Annotated in this window: 20 protein-coding genes; 8 read left to right on the forward strand and 12 right to left on the reverse strand. The window is 36.9% G+C overall.

Annotated features, from left to right (window positions below):
- Positions 1 to 69 precede the first annotated feature (69 nt).
- Entirely contained in the window at positions 70 to 1,680 is a 1,611-nt protein-coding gene (locus ODE14_RS07375) for a S8/S53 family peptidase (protein WP_263603559.1), read from the forward strand.
- Positions 1,681 to 1,723: 43 nt separating this feature from the next.
- Here the strand turns inward: ODE14_RS07375 and ODE14_RS07380 are convergent, their stop codons facing one another.
- Together ODE14_RS07380 and ODE14_RS07385 are read right to left on the reverse strand one after the other, a co-directional pair.
- Positions 1,724 to 2,470 carry a hypothetical protein gene (locus ODE14_RS07380; protein WP_263603560.1) on the reverse strand — a complete coding sequence of 249 codons (747 nt, stop codon included), beginning with the start codon at positions 2,468 to 2,470 and terminating at the stop codon, positions 1,724 to 1,726.
- Positions 2,471 to 2,477: 7 nt separating this feature from the next.
- The gene (locus ODE14_RS07385) at positions 2,478 to 5,012 is read right to left on the reverse strand and encodes a phosphoenolpyruvate carboxylase (protein WP_263603561.1); all 2,535 of its coding nucleotides are present in this window, start codon (positions 5,010 to 5,012) and stop codon (positions 2,478 to 2,480) included.
- A 161-nt stretch (positions 5,013 to 5,173) separates the two neighbouring features.
- Here ODE14_RS07385 and ODE14_RS07390 point away from each other — a divergent pair, with 161 nt between their 5' ends.
- From ODE14_RS07390 to ODE14_RS07420, 7 genes are all read left to right on the forward strand, one after another.
- A complete protein-coding gene (locus tag ODE14_RS07390) occupies positions 5,174 to 5,836 on the forward strand; it encodes a hypothetical protein (protein ID WP_263603562.1) in 663 nt (220 codons plus the stop codon).
- A 44-nt stretch (positions 5,837 to 5,880) separates the two neighbouring features.
- Entirely contained in the window at positions 5,881 to 6,285 is a 405-nt protein-coding gene (locus tag ODE14_RS07395; RefSeq protein WP_263603563.1) for a hypothetical protein, read from the forward strand.
- Between the two features lie 229 nt (positions 6,286 to 6,514).
- The gene (locus ODE14_RS07400; protein WP_263603564.1) at positions 6,515 to 7,093 is read left to right on the forward strand and encodes a hypothetical protein; all 579 of its coding nucleotides are present in this window, start codon (positions 6,515 to 6,517) and stop codon (positions 7,091 to 7,093) included.
- A 936-nt stretch (positions 7,094 to 8,029) separates the two neighbouring features.
- On the forward strand, positions 8,030 to 9,193 hold the full coding sequence (locus tag ODE14_RS07405) for an iron-containing alcohol dehydrogenase (protein ID WP_263603565.1): 1,164 nt from the start codon (positions 8,030 to 8,032) through the stop codon (positions 9,191 to 9,193).
- Positions 9,194 to 9,381: 188 nt separating this feature from the next.
- Positions 9,382 to 9,843, forward strand: coding sequence for a lipocalin family protein (locus ODE14_RS07410; protein ID WP_248392498.1), 462 nt, complete (start codon positions 9,382 to 9,384; stop codon positions 9,841 to 9,843).
- 62 nt (positions 9,844 to 9,905) lie between these two features.
- Entirely contained in the window at positions 9,906 to 10,559 is a 654-nt protein-coding gene (locus ODE14_RS07415; protein WP_248392496.1) for a GDSL-type esterase/lipase family protein, read from the forward strand.
- Positions 10,560 to 11,036: a hypothetical protein gene (locus ODE14_RS07420; RefSeq protein WP_263603566.1), complete on the forward strand. Its 477-nt coding sequence runs from the start codon at positions 10,560 to 10,562 to the stop codon at positions 11,034 to 11,036.
- A gap of 41 nt (positions 11,037 to 11,077) precedes the next feature.
- Here ODE14_RS07420 and ODE14_RS07425 read toward each other — a convergent pair whose 3' ends face one another.
- The 10 genes from ODE14_RS07425 to purM all read right to left on the reverse strand — a co-directional run bounded on the left by ODE14_RS07425 (position 11,078) and on the right by purM (position 24,598).
- Positions 11,078 to 12,430 carry a DEAD/DEAH box helicase gene (locus ODE14_RS07425; RefSeq protein ID WP_263603567.1) on the reverse strand — a complete coding sequence of 451 codons (1,353 nt, stop codon included), beginning with the start codon at positions 12,428 to 12,430 and terminating at the stop codon, positions 11,078 to 11,080.
- An 82-nt stretch (positions 12,431 to 12,512) separates the two neighbouring features.
- Positions 12,513 to 14,162: an ABC1 kinase family protein gene (locus ODE14_RS07430; protein WP_248392490.1), complete on the reverse strand. Its 1,650-nt coding sequence runs from the start codon at positions 14,160 to 14,162 to the stop codon at positions 12,513 to 12,515.
- 118 nt (positions 14,163 to 14,280) lie between these two features.
- Positions 14,281 to 14,616, reverse strand: coding sequence for a transposase (locus ODE14_RS07435; RefSeq protein WP_066436637.1), 336 nt, complete (start codon positions 14,614 to 14,616; stop codon positions 14,281 to 14,283).
- 1 nt (position 14,617) lies between these two features.
- Positions 14,618 to 15,055, reverse strand: a complete 438-nt coding sequence (locus ODE14_RS07440) for a transposase (RefSeq protein ID WP_248392488.1) — start codon at positions 15,053 to 15,055, stop codon at positions 14,618 to 14,620.
- A gap of 770 nt (positions 15,056 to 15,825) precedes the next feature.
- On the reverse strand, positions 15,826 to 17,325 hold the full coding sequence (locus tag ODE14_RS07445; protein WP_263603568.1) for a carbon-nitrogen hydrolase family protein: 1,500 nt from the start codon (positions 17,323 to 17,325) through the stop codon (positions 15,826 to 15,828).
- Positions 17,326 to 17,785: 460 nt separating this feature from the next.
- A complete protein-coding gene (gene guaA / locus ODE14_RS07450) occupies positions 17,786 to 19,315 on the reverse strand; it encodes a glutamine-hydrolyzing GMP synthase (protein ID WP_248392484.1) in 1,530 nt (509 codons plus the stop codon).
- Between the two features lie 209 nt (positions 19,316 to 19,524).
- A complete protein-coding gene (purD, locus tag ODE14_RS07455; protein ID WP_248392482.1) occupies positions 19,525 to 20,763 on the reverse strand; it encodes a phosphoribosylamine--glycine ligase in 1,239 nt (412 codons plus the stop codon).
- Positions 20,764 to 21,032: 269 nt separating this feature from the next.
- Positions 21,033 to 22,550: a bifunctional phosphoribosylaminoimidazolecarboxamide formyltransferase/IMP cyclohydrolase gene (gene purH / locus ODE14_RS07460; RefSeq protein ID WP_248392481.1), complete on the reverse strand. Its 1,518-nt coding sequence runs from the start codon at positions 22,548 to 22,550 to the stop codon at positions 21,033 to 21,035.
- Between the two features lie 421 nt (positions 22,551 to 22,971).
- Entirely contained in the window at positions 22,972 to 23,538 is a 567-nt protein-coding gene (gene purN, locus ODE14_RS07465) for a phosphoribosylglycinamide formyltransferase (RefSeq protein ID WP_263603569.1), read from the reverse strand.
- Between the two features lie 67 nt (positions 23,539 to 23,605).
- Positions 23,606 to 24,598 (reverse strand): phosphoribosylformylglycinamidine cyclo-ligase, encoded by a 993-nt coding sequence (gene purM / locus ODE14_RS07470; RefSeq protein ID WP_263603570.1) that lies wholly within the window; start codon positions 24,596 to 24,598, stop codon positions 23,606 to 23,608.
- Positions 24,599 to 24,614: the final 16 nt, after the last annotated feature.

The following is a 24,614-nucleotide window of genomic DNA, read 5'->3' on the forward strand; positions in this document are numbered from 1 at the left end:
AAAATAAGGAATTTAAAATCCTATCAAAAATTTTATTGATTTTGTTTTATCTTTATATAAAATATCTACATGAAAAAAATTCTACTCTTTTGTCTTTTAGCATGTTATTCAGTGAGTTTTGCACAAACGTCGCTTGTTTTCGTGTTCTTTAAAGATAAGCCGAACAAGGCCGCATTTTATGCCAATCCCTTGTCTGAACTTTCCCAAAAGTCTCTCGACAGACGTACTGCCCTTGGCGTTCCGTTGAATGATCAGGATGCACCTATTGAGCCATCCTACATTACCAGTATTCAGAATTTGGGCTTCACCGTTACGGATTATTCAAAATGGCTTAATGGTGTTGCCGTCAATGCTACTCCGGCTCAGATTACTCTTCTTCAGTCACAGACTTATGTGAATTCCGTAGAAAGTTTCGCAAAGAATGCATCCGGTGTACCAAAGATGGAAAATATCAATAAATGGATAAATCCGGACGTCAATACAGGAAAAAACCTCACTGTCTTTGATTACGGTTCCGGAGCACAGCAGATTGACCAGATTAACATTCGTCCGCTGCATCTTGCAGGATATACCGGAACAGGAGTTACCATCGCTGTCATCGACACCGGTTTTCCGAATGTAAATACAGGTTCCGCATTTACGAGGCTTTGGAATAACGGACACATCAAAGGCGGATATGATTTTGTAACGAAGACCACAGACATTTATAATCCTTCCCTCAATATACATGGAACGGTGGTTCTCGGAGCCATTGGCGGATTTGTACAGGATACTTTTGTAGGCTCTGCTCCTGATGCCGATTTTTATTTGTACCGAAGTGAAAATGCCAATGTCGAAATTCCCGAAGAAGAACTTTACTGGATTGAAGCTGCTGAAGAAGCAGACCGGAAAGGAGTTGATATGATTACCACATCTTTAGGGTATTCCACTTTTGATGACCCGAAGTACAATTATTCCTACGCCAATCTGAACGGAACGACTTCCTTTATTGCGCGTGGTGCTGAAATCGCAGTAAACAAAGGAATATTTGTATTATTTGCCGCAGGAAATTCTGGAGTTCAGCCATGGCATTATATTTTAACGCCGGCGGATAACGCGAAAGTTTTTAGTATCGGTTCTGTAGACGCTGCAGGAGCATCGTCGGATTTTTCATCTTACGGACCCAATTCTGCGGGAGTTATTAAACCTGATGCAAGTGCAAGAGGAACAGCAGCGATTACGGTGAGCAATAACAATTCCACACTTCCGGTAAGCGGAACCTCTATCGCCACGCCCATTGCAGCAGGAGGCGTCGCATGTCTCATCCAGGCTTTTTCTACGATGAACAGAGATCTGATGAGAGATAAGCTAAGACAGACCGCATCGCTTTATCCGAATCATACCGATCAGATGGGTTTTGGAATCCTTAATTTCGGAAGCTTGTACAACAATGTTTTAAATACATCTGAATTGGTAAAGAAAAACAATATTGTCATTTTCCCGAATCCGGTAAAAAATATTCTCAATATTGCTTCCGAAAAAGAAATTACATCACTGGAAGTATATGATAATTTAGGAAGACTGATCACCACAGTTAATAATCAAAAATCCATAAAAGTTGAAGATTTCAGCAAAGGAGTTTATTACCTGAAGATCAAAACAAAAGATGCAATCTATTATGAAAAATTTATAAAAGAATAAAGCAAAAACCTCTCAGTCCGAGAGGTTTTTTATTGAATTTATGTCAGAAGCTGAGTTCATCAAAATCTTTAATTTCAGATAAAAGAACAGGCTTTTGAATATCAACTTTAGACCATGTTTCCTTGAAAAGCTCATCCTTGTCTTCCTCATCTTTATTAATATTATCTTTAATCTGCTTTTTACCGGTTAAAAAATTAATGCTTGTCTCATTTTGAACAATCGGGCCGCGGTTATAGCTTGCATCATAACCAATGAGCTGGCAATCATTGCTTCTGTATTTAAAAGTATAGGTCCAATATCCATATCTGCCGTGCATATAATTAACATAGAGATTATTTTTGTCTATGGAAACTTCCATTTCCGGAGCATAATATACGCCGCCATCTTCGTTTTCGGATGAAAAGCAGTTGTTGTTTTCTACAATCTTTTTATAGCTGTTATCTTCTGTTTTAAACAAGATAATAATTCCCCGGCGGTTTCGATCCAGTTTTCCACGATACTCATCGGTGACTATTTTATCTTTTTCAGTTCCTTTAATGATCAGCACATGATCTTTACGTCCGTCGTTATTCAGATCTCCTTCTACTTCATCAAAAAGCACAAATCCAGTGGGTATAAAATCAGCAGGTTTTTTCTTATCAGCAGTTTTTACATGATCTTCCAAAACTTTTTCTACCGATAATGCTTCATTTTTAGCAGCTGGCGGCAACTGGCTTTCATTGGATTTTTTACAACCTTCAAACAAAAAAAGGGCTGTAAAAACCGAAACTGAAAAGACTATATTTTTCATACTATTTTTAAGCTGAATTTCTGCTGGCGTTGATATTTCCAAATAAAGACCGTGTCACAAGCTTTTCATACGCTTCTTTATTTCCTTCCCCTTTCTGAATTTTAATCAGGGCATATTGTTGAATACTCAATAAAGGAAGAACAATTCTTTCGCGGATCTTTACGGATTTTCTGGAAAGCGGATCTTCCTGTTGGAGCATGGTGAAGCCGGTAAGCTCCAACATAATATTTTTAGAAAGGTTATATTCATCAAACAAAATATTCCAGAATGCCCCGAATTTAGGATTATTTTTAATGTAATAAGTCAGCGGAAAATAAGTTTTATTTAAACTCATCATGGAGTTTAAAACCAATGTTTTGAAGAAGTCGGAACCCCTGTACAGTGCTGTTACTTCGTCAAACCGTCCCTGTTCTTTCATCTGCTGCATAGCAAAACCGAGTCCGAAAAACCCGGGAACATTCTGCTTCAGCTGTGACCATGAACCTACAAAAGGAATGGCTCTTAAATCTTCAAATTTAAGCTCATTTCCGGCACCTCTTTTCGACGGGCGGCTTCCGATATTGGTTTTCCCGTAATATTCCAGCGTACTCATTTCCTGGAGATAGGGAACAAACATAGGATGTGCTTTCAGATCCGAATATTTTTTATAGCTGATATCAGCCAGTTCGGCAATCAGCGATCTTTCTTTTTCCGTAAGGTCTTTTTTGGAATTTTTAAACACATCATTCTCCACACCGGCTGTTAAGAGCTGTTCAAAATTGTATTTTGCCTGCTCCTTATTCCCGAAAATACTGGTAATCGTCTGTCCCTGAATCGTTAATTCAATCTTATTATTGGCAATCGTTCTTCCCTGGGAAGCATAGAAATCGTGGGTTTTTCCACCACCTCTTGCAGGCGGACCGCCTCTTCCGTCGAAGAAGACCACTTTAATTCCGTTTTGTTCGGAAAGTTTCGTTAAAACTTCCTTGGCCTTGTAAATCTCCCAATTGGCTTTGAGATAGCCGCCGTCTTTTGTACCATCAGAAAAGCCAAGCATGATGGTCTGCTGATTTCCTCTTCTTTCCAGATGCTTTTGATACACCGGATTCTGATACAGTTCAGCCATTACTTTTTCCGCATTGGCAAGACCTTCCATGGTTTCGAACAACGGAACAATATCCATCTTGATTTCTTCATCCTGATAACCGCAGATTTTGAAAAATGCATACACATTCATCACATCCTTTACCGCATCGGAATTGGAAATAATGTAGCGGTTCATTCCTCTCAAGCCGTTAAGCATTTGAATGTCTGTAATCTGAGCAACTGTAAGCAAAGTATCTTTAACGATATCTTCAAAATCATTCGGATTTATTTTTTCCGAAACCTGAATCAGACGGTTGAATTTCTCTTCTGAATCAGCGTCTGGGTTGCCAACAACTTTGGCAAAAACTTCATCAATTACTTTCTGATGAATCCTGCTGTCCTGTCGAACGTCCAATGTCGCAAAGTGGGTTCCGAAAATTTTCACCCTGTCCCTGAAATCCGTCAGCAGATCAATAAACAGCGAATTATGCTGCTCTCTGACAATTGTTTCCGCTTCATCCAGTCGTCTGATGATATCATCTGCTGTAATTCTTTCATTTCTGAATATAGCCGAATACAGTTCGTTGCTGAGTTTTGTCAACACTTCCGAAACTCCCCTGAAACTCAATCTTCTTCTTACTGACTTCAGATTATTATAATATGCTTTGAGAATGGCTGAGTGAAGTTCTTCTGCTACCCTCTTGGTAACATCGGCTGTTACAAAAGGATTTCCGTCGCGGTCGCCTCCCGGCCAGAAACCAAGCTGGATGAGGTCTTCATGAATATGGAAATGCTCACTTCCGAACGTTTCTTTTATTTTCGTGAAAAGTTCCCCAATCGTATCGTAATACACATATCTCAGATAATAAATGATGCTCATGGCTTCATCAATCGGGGTCGGTTTTTCTTTATTTACAAATGGCGTTTTTCCCAATTGCTGCAGAAGCATATCGATATTGGTGATCGAGTCGTGGGTAATTGCATTTCTGAGGTCATGAAGAATCCTTTGCACAGAGTTCGGATAAAACTGGGTTGGGTGTGCGGTAAAGACAATTTTGATCGCAAAATCTTTGAGTTTCTCACGAACCTGTTCCAGTTTATGGTCCTGGAGGGAATGCTCGTAAAGGTTGGTTACCGTTCCTTTATCGCTGTCGGAATGAAGATTGGGAAACGCTGCATCTTCGATACTATCGAACAAAACAACCTGTCTTTCAATATATTGTATAATTTTAAAAAGCAGTTCGAGTTTCTGTTCTTCGGTCTGTAAATCGGTATGGCTTTTAAAGAATTCTTCAACGATTTCTTCGGGAGTTTTCCCGGCTTGATAGCCAGTTTTGCTTTCTTCACAAAGAAACGGGAGCAGCATCCCGATGTTCGTCATTTTATCATAAGGCAGGCTCATAAACAATGAATTGTAGATCTGGAACTTATTTTCCACAATCTGCCTGAATTTTTCTGCGCGTTGGTCGTGTATCATAATAACAAATGTAGGAGATTTTGATTTGATTTAATCCTGTTTTTGCTTTAAAAAACAGCTAAATTTCACAAATATTTTTGAAGAATGCAACATAATCAATTAAAAAGAACCGTTCTACAACTGAGATGAAACCGTATCTTCGTGAAAATTTTTAACCACGCATGAAATTCGGAATTATTTTCTATGCTGTTTTAGGAACTGCAGCTTTACTGACAGGCATTTATTTGCTGCACTATTCTTTTCCCGTCTCTACCATTTTTTTCATTGGCACGTTTATCAACGGTATATTTATTCATAAAGAATACAGCATTCATAAAAGTGATAAAATTGTCTATGATGAAAACACACTTCCGGATGAAGTTGTTGTTAAACATTCACGTTCCGGAAGGATTATTGCAATTTCGATTTACAGTATTTTTATGATTTTAGGACTGTTTTTTCTTTACTCCATCATTGTAAAATCTGATTCTCAAAGCATTATTATTTTGGTTTTAGTAATAGCTTTTACAGCTTATTTTATTGTAAAAATTTTCAAGGAAATCAAGAAGATATCCGAAATTGTTATTTCAATCGACGGAAAAGGAATTCAGATAAAAGATAATCCACGATATCTTTGGAAATATATTCAGCTTGAAAAGATTATTGTAAAACGTTTGGTAAGTCGTGAATCAAAACATGATTATAAACCGGAAATTAATTATCTTTACTTCTTTCATAACGATGAGAAAATAGAAATTAATATTGAAGATTTTGACATTACGGATCATCAGCTTTCGCAGGTTCTGAAAATTTTCAGAGCCCGATACAATTCAAATCAATTATAATTTTAAATTACTACTTTTACTGTATTCGCAATAATTAATATGCCATGAAAAAGCTCATCTTATTCCTCCTCCCGCTTCTCCTTTTCACTGCCTGCGGTGAAGACTGCTATAATCCGCCACAGCCTATTGTTTTTGAATTTGTGAATGTTGCCGGTGAAAACCTTATTGCCAACGGAACGCTTACTACCTATTCTGTACAGGATGAAAATAATGTGGGCATTCAGCTCACCAAAACTTCAGAGAACAGGGTACTTCTGGAAAATGTAGGAGCGTACAACGGTACAAAAAATTATAAATTTTATTCTAATGTCAAACTTTTTGATTTCTCAATAGAATCCGCAGAATTCAATAGCGGCTGCGAAGGCTATCAGATCAAAAAACTGACTTTTACCGGCGTGGGATTTGATGTGAAAGATGAAAACGGATATTACAAAATTATATTCCAGTAAATTTCCTTTTACTTGTTGAAAATTTCTATTAACTACAAAAGATTTAAATACTTTCAATTAAAGTTCATCAACATGAAGAATAAAGAACACAATAGTTTTTAAAATCTTTGATTTTTATTCTTTTGAGAACTTTGTTTCTCCAGTAACAACTTTAAAATAGCCTTGCCTCTTTTGTGGTTAACTTTAAAATAGTTTAACAGCTTTTTTGCTAAATTAAAACAATGACAGAATGAAAGTATTATTTCCGGTTGTATTGCTGTGTTCAGGTTTGGTTTTCAGCCAGAAAACTGTTCCGGCAGATTACCAAAAAATCCCTGAAATTCTTGACAATCCGGAACTACTCTACCCTTTTATCGTTCCGGACAAAAAATACGATTACTGGAGCGTTCTCAGAAACAATCCGGATCCCGACAAAGCGGTTATCTATGAAAGCCAGGCACCGGATTTCATGACTTTAAATGATCCTACTCCTGAGAAAGGATTTTTTCAGAAATGCCTCGGAGAAGATTGTTTTTCTTACCTTCTGGCCTGTGAAAAAGGTAAAACGAAATACTTTTCAACTGAACAGCAACTGAGAGATTTTATCGGAACTGTCGATAATCTTCCGGAAGCTATTTTAATAGCCAACACATACGGTTATACTGTTGACACAGGCAATGCACTAAGCAGCTCTTATAAAATGGATGATAAAAATATTTTTCTATATCTCACCAAACTTACAAACAATACCGAAAACAAAGAGTCTTTTTTCATTAAGATCAACAGGAAAACGGGAAAACATGAGGTAAAAAGCAATGGAACTTTTTAATATAAATATGTCTGTTCGATTTCTATAATATCCGCTATTTATTTCATACACAAAATTACTTTTTACGTTTAAAAAGCTCTGAATTCTATTGATACAGCGTACTTTTTCATTGATTCGATCTTTTCAACGAAGCTATAAAGCATTGAAAAATAACAAATTGTACTTGATTGCCTCTTCGGACTGGTTGATTGCCTCTTCGGAATGCTTGATAGCTACTTCGGACTGGTTGCTTCCCTCTTCAGAGCAGTTGATCGCTTATTCGAAACACTTGATTCCTTTATCGAACTGATTGATCCGCCATTCGAAGTACTTGACGATCTCATCAAAGTAGTTGATGGCCTCAACTGAATGGCTGAATTTCACTTTACATACAAAAATACTTTAATCCGTCAGTTCAGGCAGGTTTTTCGCAATACAATCAATAAAAGCATATCAAGAACTTTTTATAATTAAGAGATCTGTTCTCGATACAAAATTCTTTCAGAATTTTACTCGAACTGACGTGATAAAAATATAAATCTTCTTTAATATACGTCTTTCAATTAATCGTCAGTTCGAGTGATTTTCCGTAATGAAATGGAGGAAAATTGTATCGAGAACTCTTAGTTAATATGTTCTCGATATAAAATTCTTTTCAGAATTTTCACTCGAACTGACGTGATGAAAAATATAAATCTTCTTTAATATACGTCTTTCAATTAATCGTCAGTTCGAGTGATTTTCCGTAATGAAATGGAGAAAAATTGTATCGAGAACTCTTAGTTAATATGTTCTCGATATAAAATTCTTTTCAGAATTTTTACTCGAACTGACGAAACGTCTATTATAATAAACCCGATAGTTTTAATAAAACTGAATCATTAAAATTTTAAAACTTTATTAACCCGGATTTCATCAAGCATTGCGTACATTTGAATTTAAATAAATTTAAGGACTATGCTTAATTTCGAGTTTAAAAATCCAACTAAAATACTTTTCGGTAAAGGGGAAATTGCCAAAATATCTAAAGAAGTTCTGGCCAATGCTAAAGTTTTAATGATTTATGGCGGCGGAAGCATTAAAAACAATGGTGTTTACGACCAGGTAAAAGAGGCGTTGAAAGATCATGAAATCTATGAGTTCGGCGGTGTTCCTGCCAATCCCGAATATGAAGTTCTGGTCAATGCACTCCAATTTATCAAAGAAAAAGATATCGATTTCCTTCTGGCCGTTGGCGGAGGTTCGGTGATTGACGGAACAAAATTTCTCTCTGCAGCAGCAAATTATGATGGTGAGCCGTGGGAAATCCTTACCAAATCCGTAAGAACTTTCGAAGGAGAAGGATTGCCTTTCGGAACGGTTCTTACGTTGCCCGCAACCGGATCTGAAATGAATTCCGGCTATGTGATTTCAAGAAGAGAGACCAATGAAAAATTGTCTTCCGGAGGTCCGGGCCTTTTCCCGCAATTTTCAGTCCTGGATCCTGAAGTCGTAAGATCAATACCAGCAAGACAAATTGTAAATGGTTTAACAGATGCTTATACACATGTTTTGGAACAATATATGACAGCACCTTCCCCGGCAGATTTGCAGGAGAGAATTGCAGAAAGCATCCTGATCAGCCTTCAGGAAACTGCTCCGAAAGTTCTTGCAGATGATTTCGACTATGAAGCAGCCGGAAATTTCATGTGGTGCTGCACAATGGCCTTAAACGGGCTTATTCAGAAAGGTGTGATTACCGACTGGGCAGTTCACGCAATGGGCCATGAACTGACCGCATATTTCGGAATTGATCATGCAAGAACACTGGCCATCATTGCTCCTTCCCATTACCGCTATAATTTTGAAGTTAAAAAAGGAAAGCTCGCTCAGTATGCAGAAAGAGTGTGGGGAATTAAAGAGGGAACTCTTGAAGAACGAGCAGAAGCAGGAATCAGAAAGCTGGAAGATTTTTTCCACAGCCTGCACATCCAGACTAAGCTTTCGGAATACACCGAAGATTTCCAGGGAACAGCAGAACGAGTGGAAAAAGCATTCACCGAAAGAAAATGGACAGGTCTTGGTGAATATAAAAAACTTACGCCTCAGGATGCAAAGAAGATCGTAGAAATGAGCTATTAAAAAAACAGGAAGCGTGAAGATGGAAGATGGAGGTTATAAAATTCAGAAATTAATTATGAACCTGCCATTACCATCTTCAAACTTCCGGTCAAATTATTTTGTTTACAAACATTCGTTTAAAAAACCTTAATTTCATTAGAGATATTTCAAATTTATTTATATTTTAGCATATTCTTAAATTTGTAAAAATGAAAAAACAATTACTTTTATTTGCCTTTTCAGCATTCGTGCTTAGTTCATGTGAAGATGATGATATCCAAGCGTATGAAATGGATATGATGAAAGGTGAATGGAAAATCAGTAAAACAGAAGTAATTTCAGGAAAAGACGATAAGACAGCACTTAGTACTTATGTGCCGACCGGATGTGAAACCAACAATACGATGGAATACAGAACGGATTTTTACACCTCTTTTACAGCATATACCGGAACAGGAACAGACTGTCAGATCGCTTACAAATCGGAAGGAACGTATGATTATGATACGGAGACTAAGAATCTCACCATAAAATATACGAATGACAGCTCAAGACCATATCAGGTAGTTATTCTTACAAGTTCTGAGATGAGGCTTAAACAGATGTTCGGAAACATAGACCAGAATGGAGATCAGGTGATCGATTACACCTACATTTCTTTAAAAAGATAAAATGAAACTCCCGAGATTCCGGGAGTTTTTTTATGAAACGGAATTTTTAAAATGATTATACAATGAAGAAGATGTTATCAGCATTTTTACTGCTGACTTTTGCCCTTTTCTTTTCGCAGGAAAAAAAACCGATGTTCTGGCAAGACATACAGAATTTCAAAAAACAGGATCAGGAAACACCGCCCCCCAAAGACGCTATCCTCCTGATTGGAAGCTCATCATTTACAAAATGGACGGATGTTGCCAATTATTTCCCGGATAAAACTATTATCAACAGAGGTTTTGGAGGGTCCAGATTAACAGATCTTAATTATTTTGCCAATGATCTATTACACTATCAACCCAAACAGATTATCATCTATTGCGGTGAAAATGATTTTGCCGATGATGATAAACTGAAGGCAGATGTGGTAGTAGAGCGATTCAAAACTTTTTACAAAAAAATACGTGCTAAATTTCCTACCATTGAAGTAGATTATATCTCAATCAAATATTCTCCAAGCCGCGAAAAGCTTTGGCCCCAAATGAAAGAAGCCAATAAAAAAATTGCCGCTTTCATGAAAAAACAGCCGAATGCAGAGTTTATTGATATCACCAAAGTAATGGAAGATGCCAACGGAAATGTACGAAAAGACCTTTTTGTAGAAGATATGCTTCATATGACACCGGAAGGCTACAAATTGTGGACATCGGTAATGAATCCTTATATGAAATAAATGAGAGAATCGGTTAGAAATTTACCACTTTATCAAAAAGCCGAGGAAATCTACGAAACGTTAAAGATCATTACTGATCTTTTCCCCGAAGATAATGACTATCTGCAACATCTAAAGATAAATCTTCTTGAAGACAGTATGATTATTCAGGCTAAAATATCTGGTGCTGAAGCCGTAAGACTTTATGACATCAAGATGGAGAACGCTGCAATTATCCGTAAAGCAGCGAGAGATATTATGGTAAGCGGAAATAACCTTGAAATGTTCGGGTTTACAGATTCAAAATATTACAAACTGATCAGAAGCCTTATAGAAGAATTACGCATTTTGTTTGTGGAATGGGTAGCCGGATTTGATCCGAAACATTTTATTGTAGATGATTGGGGATTATTTAATCCTCCTGGAATATCTCATGACTATATTCAGAGTGATGACGAACTCGATTTTCTTGACGAAGATGAAGACGATGAATTTTAATTGACTCAAACAAAAAACTCCCGAAATTCGGGAGTTTTTTGTTATTTCTTTTTCTTGGATTTTGAAATAGCTTTTTGCTGAGATCTGTTGGCACCAAATTTTTTCGGGGCCTTTCTTTTGGATGGTCCACCCCAGTTTTCTTTTGTATTCTTGGCTTTCTTCTCGTGAAATGCGCCTCCGCCTTCATTCAGTTTTACCTGGGCAGGATTTTTCATAGAAATCTGCTCTTCTTCAGAGGCAATTTTCTTAGGATTTATTTTTACCTCTTCAGGGAAGTTGATAAATTTAAGCTCCTTATCCATCAGTAATTCGATGTCAAGGATCAGCGGTTCCTCTTTTTTAGTAACAAATGTTACCGCTTTTCCATCTTTATCTGCCCTACCCGTTCTACCGATCCTGTGAATATACTGTTCCGGAATATCCGGCGTTTCAAAATTGATAACATGGGTAATATCCGAAATATCAAGACCTCTTGCCATGACGTCTGTGGTTATAAGGCCTCTTATCTCTTCATTTTCAAAACTTTTCATGGCTTTCAGCCTGTAATTCTGTGATTTATTGGAATGAATCACATCAAACTGTTCCGGGAAGAGCTCATTAATTTTAGTAAAAAGAAGATCTGCGTTTTTCTTATTATTGTTAAAAATCAACACTTTAGACATCTCCTCATCCCGCTTTAACAGATATTCCAACAGGTTGATTTTGGTATTAAAATTCTCAACTTTGTAAGCAGTCTGTTCAATTTTTTCAAGCGGAGTACCGGATTTTGCAAGAGAAATCTCTACCGGACTTGCAAAATACTCATCCAGCATACCATCTACTGCTTCCGTCATGGTTGCAGAAAAAAGAATGTTCTGTCTCTTTTCCTTCATCATTTCGAAAATATGCGTCAGCTGCGGTCTGAAACCGAGATTCAACATTTCATCAAACTCATCGATGATCAGCTTCTGAACTTCTTTCAGTGATATAGCATTGTCGATCGCCAAATCCATCACCCGTCCCGGAGTTCCCACCAAAATATCACATCCTCCGTCGAATAAAAGTTTCTGTGTGTTAATATTTTTACCTCCATAAATACCGATCACTCTTGCCGTGATATTTTCTGTAAGCTTTTCAAGAATTTCCGTAACCTGTACTACCAGCTCTCTTGTAGGTACAAGAATAAGAACCGTAGGATTTCCGTTTTTATTGTACTTCCAGGTTTTAAGAACGGGTAAAAGATAAGCCAGGGTTTTCCCCGTACCGGTCTGTGCAATTCCCATTACATCGCGTCCTGAAAGTATCGGCCTAAGGCTCTTCTCCTGGATGGGAGTAGGCTCAAATAAATCCAGATCTGCCAAAACATCAAGAATTTTAACCGGAAGGTCAAAATCTGCAAAAGTGAGTTTTTCCATTTTGCAAAGATAGGCAATTAATTTTTGAAAGAATATGACCGATCCGTTGACTATTTAAAGCGCCATTCTAAGTATTATCCGCTTATTTCCTGGTAATCCTTAATAAAATGATAATCGTTAATAAGACTGAAAATATAAATCCCAGAACAGCAATTAAGGACATTTCCCCAACTTTAGGTCCGGATTCCGAGACAAATACAATTGCTGTAGCAATGATATTCGCACCGAGAATCATGGTTAGAATCAGATTAACAACACTTGACTTGATCAGCTGATTGGTTTTCTCAATATTTTTAATTTCGCTGGTAACGGTGAACTTATTTTCATCGAGTTTCTGTAGGACGGAACGCAATTCTTTAGGGATTTCATCTACATTATCTGTAAAAGTCATCATTTTTTCCATCCCTGTTTTTAAAATATTCTGCGGACTTATCTTTTTAGCGAATATTTTTTTTGTGTACGGATGGAGGCTTTTCACTACATCCAGATCGGGATTAATGGTGCGCCCCACTCCTTCGATCAATCCAATTCCTTTGAATAAAAGATAAAAATAATCCGGCATGTACAGTCGGTTATCTTTCAATACATCTTTCATTTTGTTCATCACCGCATGCGGATCAATTTCTTTAAGTGAGGTACTGTGGACGAAATCCAGGATATCCTCCACATCTCCTTCAAATCTTCTTTCATCAGGAATCTGATAACTGACCGCCATCTTTTTAAGGTAACGCACAATCTTATGCGGATTTTTTGCAACGAAACTTACGATAAGATCTTCCAGGATTTCCTTGTCATTCGGCGGGATTTTACCTACTGCACCAAAATCGATGAATACAACTTTTCCGTCCTTTTTTACCAGGATATTTCCCGCATGAGGATCTGCATGAAAGAAGCCATAATCTAAAATCTGAGAGACAAAAAGCCGTAATCCGGCTTCCGAAATATGAACAGGATTGATTGAATTGGCCAATAACGCTGCTTTATCCGTAACTTTAATACCGTCGATAAATTCCATGCAGAGAATATTGTTATTAGAAAACTCTTCGTAAACCTTGGGAATATATGTTTCTTTACTGTTTTTAAAATTTCTTCTAAATTGAAGAATATTTTCTTTTTCATTAATCAGAGAGACTTCCTCCAATAAAGATTTTTCGAAAGTTGAAATTGCCTGTTTAAGATTAAGTTTTTCTCCGATTTCAGAATAGGACGAAATCAGTTTCTCAAGATCTTTGATCAACAGAAGATCATCTTCTATGATTTTCTGAACATCCGGCTTTTTAATTTTAAGAATAACCTGCGTTCCGTCAGTCAGTAAAGCTTTATATACCTGAGCAATGGAGGCTGTAGCCAGAGGTTCGCTTTGAATTTCTGAAAAGTGCTCCGAAGCAGAAATATTGCATTCATTTTCGAGGATTTCAGCAACATTCATTTCTATTTGATCTACTTTGTCCTGAAGTTTCTGCAGTTCCTGGATCAGTTCGGGCGGAAGAAGATCTTCCCGATTGCTGAATGTCTGTCCGAGTTTTACAAAAGTAGGTCCCAGCTCTTCCAGGGCCATTCTTATCCTTTCATAAACCGTTCCTTTTGAAATAATTTCTTCGAGATCGGAAGAAACTTCGGGCTGTTTATTTCCGACATTCATTCTTGCCAGAAGATCTTTAAAGCCATATTTGCTCAATACGGAAATGAGTTTTGCAGACCTTTTCAGTTTTCTTTGTTGCTTATCAAACATAATGCATAAAAGTAATAAAAACAAGCCACAAGCATTCAAAAAGTATTCCTAATATCCAAAAAAAACTTTGCCATAAAGGCAAAGCTGTTATATTATTTTATAAAGCTGTTATATTATTTTATACAATAAAAAGTTTTTTCCATCTCGAAACTGTATTGCGGCTCAGTTTATAATGCAGAGCGAGTTTGGTATTGTTCAGTCCGTGCTCTTTCTGGAACTCAAGGATTTTAATAATGGTAGACTTGCTGTACGACCGGTGCTGCTGATTGGATTTGATGATATCTTCTGAAACAGGAGTAAATATAATATTGTTAATTGCAATAACATCCAGTTCGGAAAGAGTCTTCTTGCTGAGAATTTTATCACAAAGTTCTTTTTTTTCCGGGAATTTCTTTTGCAGGATATCAGTATATATTCTTTTAAAATCCGGCTGTGAAGTTTTATTTTTTTTCATGTTATCCGTTATTAAGATTACCGTATTTTTTAGTCCACCGATGAAGCGTAGATTTCGGGATCCGGTATTCCTTCACAATCTGGGGCATTGTTTTTTCCTCGGTTTCTATCAGTTCAACAATAAAATCGATAACTTCCCGGGTGTAGATACTTTTGCGAAAACTGGGGAGCATGGATTTTTTTTCTACCTGTTTATCTACTTTGGAAGGAGGTGCATAGAGGATAAGATGCTGAGAATATATTCTGAAGAAATCATATTCCAGAAGTTTACTCCATCTCATAAGAATATCACTATCTAAGCTCTTGGAGCGATACATCTCTTCAATCTGGTCTTTTGTGGTTTTCAGGAATTTGCAAATTCTTTCAAGATCAGTTTCTGTATCTTCAACGCGAGTCTTTATGATACTTCCTATGTGTATTTCTTTGTAGTCAAATTTCATCCTTTTAGTATTATATGTGAAAAATAAAAATGGTGTTATTACTTTTGGGTAAATAAAATTCTCTATCTCCGGATAGAAAACGAAAAAAAAACTATTGAAATTACCAGAAACCGAAGCTTACAATCCATGTGCAATGTATTATTCATTATCAGATAACTTTCATGTGTTTGCACTAATTTTCATGAGAAGCATTAATTATTTTAATACTTCGCAAAACAAAATCAATTTCAACAGTTTGCATTTTTAAGAATGGAGGGAATTTTAAGACGGTATTAAATCTTTGGTCATTACTTAAAGATTTATCCAGGTCCGAATTTTTCATGAATATTCTATAATCAGGTTTGTCAGGTTAAAGTTTTCAGTGGCAATTATTAGCTTTATTTAAACTAAACTATTTTTACAAATTTAGATAAAACCAAACAATAATACAATATATTTAAAGCATTTACATTTAAATATTATTATTAGAGTTATTTATTAATTTATATAAAAATATTAATTCCTATTTGTAAATTTTTACTAAACTTTATCTGCTAACGCTTATCCTGTTATTTTATTGTGTATTACAGTAATTTCAGTATAATTATTACTATGTAATACTCATCAATTTGTAAAAATTTCTTATCCAGCTTTTCATGTATAAATCTTTGTATATGTATAGAATTATTGACACTTATTTTTTGATGACATTTCGATATATTGTTACAAAAAAAACACCCCTTTCTTCTAAAGAGGTGTAAATTTTTATTATAAACAGATCATACTGAAAACTATTTTAAATATGTTTCATAAAGATCTTTTCTACGGTCTTTCATCACCTGTACGGAACCATGGTGATGAAGGTCTTTCAGAAGATTTAAATCCACATCTACAATCAGTGTCATTTCCGTATTGGGTGTTGCTTCTCCTTTCACAGCATTCGATGGAAAAGCAAAATCGGAAGGAGTAAATACGGCTGCCTGCCCAAACTGAATATCCATATTATTAACACCCGGAAGATTTCCTACGCAACCTGCAATCGCAACATAACACTCATTTTCAATAGCTCTTGCGGCCGCACAATGCCGAACACGCATATAGGCATTCTGCGTATCCGTAAGATAAGGCACAAAAAGAATTTTCATCCCCTGATCGGCTAAAATTCTTGGTAATTCCGGGAACTCCACATCGTAGCAGATTACCAGTCCGATTTTACCACAGTCCGTATCAAAAACACGGATTTCGTTTCCGCCTTTCATTCCGTAATATTTTTTCTCATTCGGCGTGATGTGAATTTTCCTGTATTCATCTATTCTTCCATCTCTGTGAAGAAGATAACTTACATTATATAAATCATTATTTTCGAAAACAGGCATGCTTCCGGAAATGATATTAACGTTATAGCTGATGGCCAGATCCGAAATTTTCATTTTGATTTCTTCCGTTAATTTTGCAAGTTCAATCATACTGTCTCTTTCGGAAAGTTTGTTGAAGGGAGCCAGCAAAGGAGTATTGAACAATTCCGGGAAAAGAACGAAATCGGCTTTATAGTCGCCCATCACATCTACAAAGAACTCTACCTGCTCGTAGAAGGCATCAATATCTTTGAAATGTCTCATCTGCCATTGCACCAGTCCCAGCCGGATAATGCTGTCCTGCATGGTATTGGGCTTTTTACTGTAATAGATATTATTCCATTGCAGGAGCACAGCATTTTCTTTTGAGGATTCGTCTTCGGGGAGATATTTCTTTAAAACTCTGATAGGCAAAAAATTATTGGAAAGCTGAAATGATAAAACCGGATCATAAATTTCTTTATCTCTAACTCTCCTGATATATTCCCTCGGTGATAGCTCGCTGTGTTTGTGATAGTTCGGAATTCTGCCTCCTAAAACAATCGATCTTAGATTTAACAGTTCACAAAGTTCTTTCCTGGCATCATATAATCTTCTTCCCAGCCGAAGTTCACGAAATTCCGGATCAACAAAAACTTCGATTCCATAGAGTACATTCCCTGTGGAAGTATGGGTATTGAAAGTATAATTTCCCGTAATATCGCTGTAAGTATGATCATCGCCGAATTCATCATAATTTACAATGATTGAAAGTGCTACGGCGGCGAGTTTTCCGTCAACCGTAATACAGATCTGTCCCTGAGGAAATATTCTTGTTAGTTTTTCGATGCTTCTTTTAGACCATACATATTCAGACATTTGAGGATAGGCCCGTTTCATAGTTTCTACCAATTCTGAGTAATCCTGAACGGTGAGCGTTCTTGTTTCAATTTGCATTTGATGTAATTTTACTTAAATTTAGGGAAAAACTGAGACTTATTTATAATGCGTGAGTTTTTTAACCGCAAAAGACACAAAAGATTTTGTTTATTTAAGTTGAGCCTTGAAGACAAAAGCTAACAATAGGTTAATTTCATCATACATTCCAGCAATGTAAATCTAAATTTGAATTAAGTGTATTTCTTAACTGTACAAACTGACTTGTAATTGTATGATTTTATAAACTGAAAGGGCGGCTGCAACCCTAGCCCAGATTGAAGCAGCATCCTTTTTGGTTGCGGCCGGAGCATAAACCGGAAGCTTACAAACATAGTTCAGGAGCCCATAACCAAAAAGATATAGTACTTCGACAGGCTCAGCATAAACTCAAAGCTGGAAAAAGCTCCAAATAATTTTAATAATTAAACGAAAAAATCCCGCCCAAAGGCAGGATTTATATCTTAACTCAAGTCAAAAATTATTCCCACTCGATCGTTGCAGGCGGTTTGCTTGAAATATCGTACGCTACTCTGTTGATTCCTCTTACTTCGTTGATGATTCTGCTTGAAACGGTATCTAAAAACTCGTAAGGAAGTCTGCTCCAGGTTGCCGTCATAAAGTCGATGGTGTTGGCAGAACGGACAACGGCTGTATATTCGTACGTTCTCTCATCGCCCATTACTCCAACCGATTTTACCGGGAGAAGCACAACAAATGCCTGAGAAACTTTTTCATATAAATCATTTTTATATAATTCTTCAATGAAAATATCATCCGCTTCCTGAAGGATTCTCACTTTTTCAGCATCAACAGCTCCCAAAATCCTGATTCCTAATCCCGGACCAGGGAAAGGATGTCTGTGTACCAAATGATGAGGAATTCCTAATTCTTCCCCAACTTTTCTTACTTCATCTTTGAATAATTCCCTTAAAGGTTCCAGCAATTCAAACTCCATTTCTTCTGGAAGTCCGCCAACGTTATGGTGAGATTTGATCACGGCTGAAGGACCGTTTACCGACTGACTTTCAATTACATCCGGATAAATTGTTCCCTGTGCTAAGAATTTAGCGCCTTCAATTTTATGAGATTCTTCATCAAAAACGTGAATAAACTCGTTTCCGATGATTTTTCTTTTGGCTTCAGGATCATCTACTCCGGCTAATTTTGATAAAAATCTTTCGGAAGCATCCACTAATTTAATGTTCATATGGAAATGCTCTCCATAATTGTCCATTACTTTTTTGCCTTCGTCTTTTCTCAGTAAACCTGTATCTACGAAGATACATGTCAACTGGTCACCAATTGCACGGTGAATTAACACTGCCGCTACAGAAGAATCTACCCCTCCTGAAAGTCCTAAGATAACCTTTTGGTCACCTACTCTTTCGCGGATTTCTGCAACTGTTTTATCAATATAATTAGTCAGTTTCCAGTTTTTCTCTGCATTACAGATTCCGAACACGAAATTCTCCAACATTTTCCCGCCTTCTTCGGTGTGGGAAACTTCAGGGTGAAACTGTACGCAATAGATTTTCTTATCCTCATTCGCCATGGAAGCAATTACGCCTGATTCAGCATTTAATTCAAAGCCTGGAGGCAATTGTCCTACTTCATCAAAGTGGCTCATCCAAACGATAGAATTATTGGTTACACCTTTTAGCAAGGAAGATTCTTTTACAATTTCCAGGTGTGCTTTTCCGTATTCTCCTTTTACGCCTTTATGTACTTTTCCGCCTAAAAGATGGGCTGTTAACTGCATTCCGTAACAGATTCCCAAAACAGGAATTCCCTGCTCATACAATTCTTTTTCAACCAGATGAGCATTTTCTGCATTTACAGAACTTGGTCCTCCTGAAAGGATAATTCCTTTCGGCTGTTTTTCTAAAATTGTTTCTAATGGTGTATTGAAAGGTAAGATTTCAGAATATACACCCATTTCACGGATTCTTCTTCCGATAAGCTGGTTGTACTGTGATCCGAAATCTAATATGATAATACCGTTGTTCATTTTTTATAATTGATGAATAATGATTGATAAATGATTTTGTAAAATTGTCTGAAATTATAGCCCCGATTGCATCGGCATCCTTTTTTGTTATTGCGATTGCCGAAAAGTTCTAAATATTGCTTCTCTTTGTTCGCAATGACAAAAAAGATACAGCGGAAAGCGGGAAATAGCTTCTAACAAAAAAAGCCCCGAAAAATCAGGGCATTATTTTAAAACTTTCCGATGTCTTCTCTGTAGAAGCCGTAATCGAAATGTACATGACTTGCATCTTCGTACACTTTTTTGCGGGCATCTTCATACGTTGCTCCGGTAGCTACAATGTTAAGCACTCTACCACCGTTGGAAACTACTTTGTCTCCTTTTCTGATGGCTCCTGCGTATAAAAGCTTGCTGTATTTCAGTTTATCTTCGCCCACGATTTCGAAACCTGTTTCGATGTTTCTCGGGTAGCCTCCTGAACACATCACAAGGCAAATAGCTTTTTCGTCTTTAAATTTAAGCTCAATGTCTTTTCCGTCCATACAATCCTGGATCACATCAAGAAGGTTATTTTCCATTAAAGCCATCAATACCTGAGTTTCAGGGTCTCCGAATCTCATATTGTATTCCAGAAGATACGTTCCGTTTTTGGTAACCATCAATCCAAAGAAAATAATTCCTTTGAAACCGAAGCCTTCCGCTTTAAGACCTTTTAAAGTAGGTTCAAGGATATTTTTTTCAAAGTCAGCATAGTGTTCTTGGGTAAATTCAGGGCTTGGAGCTACCGTTCCCATACCGCCGGTATTCGGTCCTGTATCTCCGTTTCCTGCTTTCTTATAATCTTTCGCCGCAATACACGGGAATAATTTTTCACCGTTTGAAAAAGCAATGATGGAGGCTTCAAATCCTTCTAAATATTCCTCAATAACCAAACGAATCCCTGCATCTCCATAGATTCTTCTGATCATAAAATCATGAATTGTTGCTTCAGCTTCTTCTAAGGTATCGCAGATCACAACGCCTTTACCTCCTGCAAGTCCGCTTGCCTTGATCACTAATGGATATTGCTGAGTCTGAACATATTCTTTAGCTTCATTGTATGAATCAAATACTACTGCTTTTGCTGTTTTGATATCATAGGTCTGCATGAATTTTTTAGAGAAGGCCTTGCTTCCTTCCAAGCTTGCCACTTTCTGATTCGGACCAAAAACTTTCAAATCGTGCTTTTTGAATTCGTCCTTCAAACCAGCTACAAGCGGCGCTTCCGGACCAACAATCGTTAAGTCTACCTTTTCTTTGATTGCAAAATCTCTAAGTTCTTTAATCTCTGATAAATGAACATTTTTTCCTATTACATCAGTGGTAGCATTTCCGTTGGCGAAAAACATCTTCGTAATTCTTGAATCGTTCTGAAGCTTGGCTGCCAAAGCAGATTCTCTTCCACCTTCACCTATGATTAATATTCTCATACTTTATTTAATTAACTAGTCTATAATTTACAAATATATAATTTTGGATGCTATAAATACAATCTCAAAATATAATTTCCGGATGTATGCATTTAATCTCAATAAAAATTTTTAACGCAAAGTCCGCTAAGATATCTTTAATAACTGACTGCTTTTTAAGTTCGCAAAGGTACTTCGACGAGCTCAGCATAAACTAACACTCAGCAAAGACCGGAAAGCAATCTATCCTAAATTACAGATTTTCATCTGTAATTTTAATCTAATTTTAATTAATGTAAAAAATGTCTTATTCCCGTAAACATCATCGGTATTTTGTGCTCATTGGCAGCATCAATACTGTCCTGATCTTTCACACTTCCACCCGGCTGGATGATCGCTGTGATACCTTCCTGAGCGCAGAAATCTACCACGTCACGGAAAGGGAAAAAGGCATCTGAAGCCAATACCAATTCCCCGGAGAATTTTTCTTTGGCTCTTTCAATTGCCTGTTGAGTTGCCCATATTCTGTTTACCTGTCCGCCTCCGATTCCAAAAGCCTGGATTCCATTGGAAACTACAATTGCATTTGATTTTACATATTTTACTACTCTCTGGGAGAACAATAACGCTTTTTTCTGCTCTTCCGTAGGCTGAGTTTCAGTTACGACTTTGATGTCATCCGAGAAGATGCTGTCGTTATCCTGAACCAAAATACCCCCGTCGATCTTTACCCACGTCTGTTTGTCGGATACAGGATTTACAATTTTAATAATTCTCAGATTTTTTTTCTTTCTCAAAATTTCAATCGCTTCCTCATCAAATTCAGGAGCCATTACAATTTCAAGGAATGTTTTATTTAATTCTTCCGCGGTTGCCGCGTCGATTTTGTAGTTCATAGCAACAATTCCGCCAAAAATAGAAACAGGATCACATTCGAAAGTTTTCTGGTAGGTTTCCAAGGCTGAAGTTCCGATTGCTACTCCACAAGGTGTAGAGTGTTTTACGGCACAACAAGCCATTTCTTCTTTAAATTCAGTCACTACTTTCCAGCAAAGATCCATATCACGAAGGTTGTTGAAAGACAATTCTTTACCTCCCAGCTGTTCAAAATCTTTCATCGCGCCGTTTTCGAAAGTAGAAACGTAGTAAGCTGCTGTCTGATGAGGATTTTCACCATATCTCAGATCAGAAACTTTCTTGTAAGAGGCATTTAAATAAGTAGGATAATCTTCTTCTAAAAGCATTCTTGAAATCGCTGCATCGTAAGCAGAAGTAAGATTGAATACTTTTCCTGCCAATTTCTTACGGGTTTCAATATAGGTATCACCGTTTTGCTCCATCTCAATTTTTACCGCAGCATAATCTTCAACATCAGTAATTACCGTAACGGAATCAAAGTTTTTAGCCGCAGAGCGAAGCATCGAAGGTCCTCCGATATCGATGAATTCCACCTTTTCGTGAAGAGAAATGTTTTTGTTTACATTTTCGAAAAAAGGATAAAGATTTACAATTACCATGTCAATCAGACCAATTCCATGTTCCTGAACAGTACTCATGTGTTCTTCGTTGGAACGAACCGCCAACAATCCTCCGTGAACTTTCGGGTGTAATGTTTTCACTCTTCCGTCCAACATCTCAGGAAAATTGGTAACTTCATCAATCTGAATCGGATTTAAACCAGCATCTTTCAAATGTTTGAACGTTCCTCCCGTAGAGATCAGCTCATAATTTTGGGCTTCCAGAAACTGTGCAAATTCGATCAACCCGCTTTTGTCAGAAACACTGATTAAAACTCTTTTTTTGCTCATTTTACTTTCGATTTTTTCTTTGTAATAATTCTTATGTAAATCTGATAGGACTTCATCCTATCCTGATGTAGGTCGTCCTTTCAGGACTCCAACACTTAAAGAACTTTACTTTCAATTTTACTTTTTACAGTTATTTCAAACTGTCGACCGGTTCTTTCACCTCCGATCTTATTTATTTTTACTTAGATTTTTCTTGTTTTTCGAAATAATAAAATCTAAATGTGTTTTGTTTATTTTTTTAACGCAAAGGACGCTAAGTTTTTTTATTTTTTGCTGAATATTTTTCGTTCGCAAAGGCGTTTCACTCAGCAAAGGGTGGATGTTTTTTAATATTTTATATTAACACCCCGTCAAAAATTCATTCTGAATTTTTACCATCCCTCCAGAGGAGGGGAATTTTTGTATTGCTAATAATTGCTTTTTAATTATTATTCAATACTTTATTTATCGCTATCGGGAAGATTTCATACTCAATCTGATGAACTTTTTCCGCTACGGTTTCGGGTGTGTCATTCTCAGTGATTTCAAATGACTTCTGAAGAATCGCTTCTCCTTCATCAATTCCCGAGGTTACAAAATGTACGGTTGCGCCGCTTTCTTTTTCTTTAGCTTTAATCACAGCATGATGAACATGATGCCCCCACATTCCTTTTCCTCCGAATTTAGGAAGCAGTGCCGGATGAATATTGATTATTTTTCCCCTCCAGGCTTCACAAAATTCAGGTTTAAGAATGGATAAAAACCCTGCTAAAACGATTAAGTCCGTATTTTCAGGAATAATTTTAGCCAATTCACCGCTGAAATTTTTTCCTCTCGGAATCAGAACGTTGTCTATATTATGATTTTTCGCTCTTTCCAGTCCGTAACATTCTCTGTCGGCAACAACCAAAGATATTTTTGCATTTTGGATTTCTCCATTATCAATAGTATCGATGATTCGCTGAAGATTGGTTCCTGACCCTGAAACGAGTATAACAATATTTTTCATTAATAAGTCAATTTGAAAATGAGTTAATTTGAAAATGAAATAGAAACATTATCTAATTGATCAATTTTCAAATTTTCAAATTAATCTTTTCGCTTCCTTCCGTAATTTCTCCGATTTCGTAAGCATCATCCAAAAGGTGCAGTACTTTTTCTGCGTGTTCCGCATCTACTACAACGATCATTCCTACTCCCATATTGAAGGTTCCGAACATTTCTTCACGGGCTACACCGCCTCTTTTTTCCAGTTCCAGCATGATGCTTGGAATCTTGATTTTTGAAGCATCGATGGAAGCACATAATCCTTCACCAATAATTCTCGGAATGTTTTCATATAATCCACCTCCGGTGATGTGGGCAATTCCGCATACTTTTACTTCTTCAAGAACTTTATGAATGTCTTTATAATACAATCTTGTAGGCACCAAAAGTGTTTCGTACAAAGGTTTTCCTTCGAATTCTTCGTTGAAATCAGGGAATACTTTTCTAACAAGGGAGAATCCATTTGAATGAAATCCCGAACTTGGCAGAGCAATAATTTTGTTTCCTGGTTTTATATCGGATCCGTCAATGATCTGGTCTTTTTCAACAATACCTACACAAAAACCGGCAACATCGTAATCTCCAGGCTGATACATTCCCGGCATTTCGGCAGTTTCTCCGCCAATCAGTGCACAGTTGTTATCTTTGCATGCTTCCACCATTCCTAAAACAATTTCCGCAGCAATTTCGGAATCAAGTTTTCCGCAAGCCAAGTAATCCAGGAAAAACAAAGGTTTTGCACCATGACAAAGGATATCATTGGCACACATTGCGAAGCAGTCTACCCCAATAGAGTCATATTTTTTTGAATCTAAAGCTACTTTAAGCTTTGTTCCCACCCCATCGGTTCCCGAAACCAAGACAGGATTTTTGTATCCTCCGATTTCATAAAAAGCACCAAAACTTCCCAAATGATTCAGTACGTTGGAATTATGGGTTTCGCCAACCGCTTTCTTGATCTTGTCAACGGTTTTGTATCCTTCTTCTTTGTCTACTCCTGCGGATTTGTACGTGTTGCTCATATTATTAATGTAAGAG

Source organism: Chryseobacterium sp. PET-29, from assembly GCF_025736815.1.
Lineage (GTDB): Bacteria > Bacteroidota > Bacteroidia > Flavobacteriales > Weeksellaceae > Chryseobacterium > Chryseobacterium nepalense.

Coding starts and splice junctions, on each gene's coding strand:
- ODE14_RS07375 (WP_263603559.1), top strand. CDS start 70: ATGAAAAAAATTCTACTCTTTTGTCTTTTAGCATGTTATTCAGTGAGT.
- ODE14_RS07380 (WP_263603560.1), bottom strand. CDS start 2,470: ATGAAAAATATAGTCTTTTCAGTTTCGGTTTTTACAGCCCTTTTTTTG.
- ODE14_RS07385 (WP_263603561.1), bottom strand. CDS start 5,012: ATGATACACGACCAACGCGCAGAAAAATTCAGGCAGATTGTGGAAAAT.
- ODE14_RS07390 (WP_263603562.1), top strand. CDS start 5,174: ATGAAATTCGGAATTATTTTCTATGCTGTTTTAGGAACTGCAGCTTTA.
- ODE14_RS07395 (WP_263603563.1), top strand. CDS start 5,881: ATGAAAAAGCTCATCTTATTCCTCCTCCCGCTTCTCCTTTTCACTGCC.
- ODE14_RS07400 (WP_263603564.1), top strand. CDS start 6,515: ATGAAAGTATTATTTCCGGTTGTATTGCTGTGTTCAGGTTTGGTTTTC.
- ODE14_RS07405 (WP_263603565.1), top strand. CDS start 8,030: ATGCTTAATTTCGAGTTTAAAAATCCAACTAAAATACTTTTCGGTAAA.
- ODE14_RS07410 (WP_248392498.1), top strand. CDS start 9,382: ATGAAAAAACAATTACTTTTATTTGCCTTTTCAGCATTCGTGCTTAGT.
- ODE14_RS07415 (WP_248392496.1), top strand. CDS start 9,906: ATGAAGAAGATGTTATCAGCATTTTTACTGCTGACTTTTGCCCTTTTC.
- ODE14_RS07420 (WP_263603566.1), top strand. CDS start 10,560: ATGAGAGAATCGGTTAGAAATTTACCACTTTATCAAAAAGCCGAGGAA.
- ODE14_RS07425 (WP_263603567.1), bottom strand. CDS start 12,430: ATGGAAAAACTCACTTTTGCAGATTTTGACCTTCCGGTTAAAATTCTT.
- ODE14_RS07430 (WP_248392490.1), bottom strand. CDS start 14,162: ATGTTTGATAAGCAACAAAGAAAACTGAAAAGGTCTGCAAAACTCATT.
- ODE14_RS07435 (WP_066436637.1), bottom strand. CDS start 14,616: ATGAAAAAAAATAAAACTTCACAGCCGGATTTTAAAAGAATATATACT.
- ODE14_RS07440 (WP_248392488.1), bottom strand. CDS start 15,055: ATGAAATTTGACTACAAAGAAATACACATAGGAAGTATCATAAAGACT.
- ODE14_RS07445 (WP_263603568.1), bottom strand. CDS start 17,325: ATGCAAATTGAAACAAGAACGCTCACCGTTCAGGATTACTCAGAATTG.
- guaA (WP_248392484.1), bottom strand. CDS start 19,315: ATGAACAACGGTATTATCATATTAGATTTCGGATCACAGTACAACCAG.
- purD (WP_248392482.1), bottom strand. CDS start 20,763: ATGAGAATATTAATCATAGGTGAAGGTGGAAGAGAATCTGCTTTGGCA.
- purH (WP_248392481.1), bottom strand. CDS start 22,550: ATGAGCAAAAAAAGAGTTTTAATCAGTGTTTCTGACAAAAGCGGGTTG.
- purN (WP_263603569.1), bottom strand. CDS start 23,538: ATGAAAAATATTGTTATACTCGTTTCAGGGTCAGGAACCAATCTTCAG.
- purM (WP_263603570.1), bottom strand. CDS start 24,598: ATGAGCAACACGTACAAATCCGCAGGAGTAGACAAAGAAGAAGGATAC.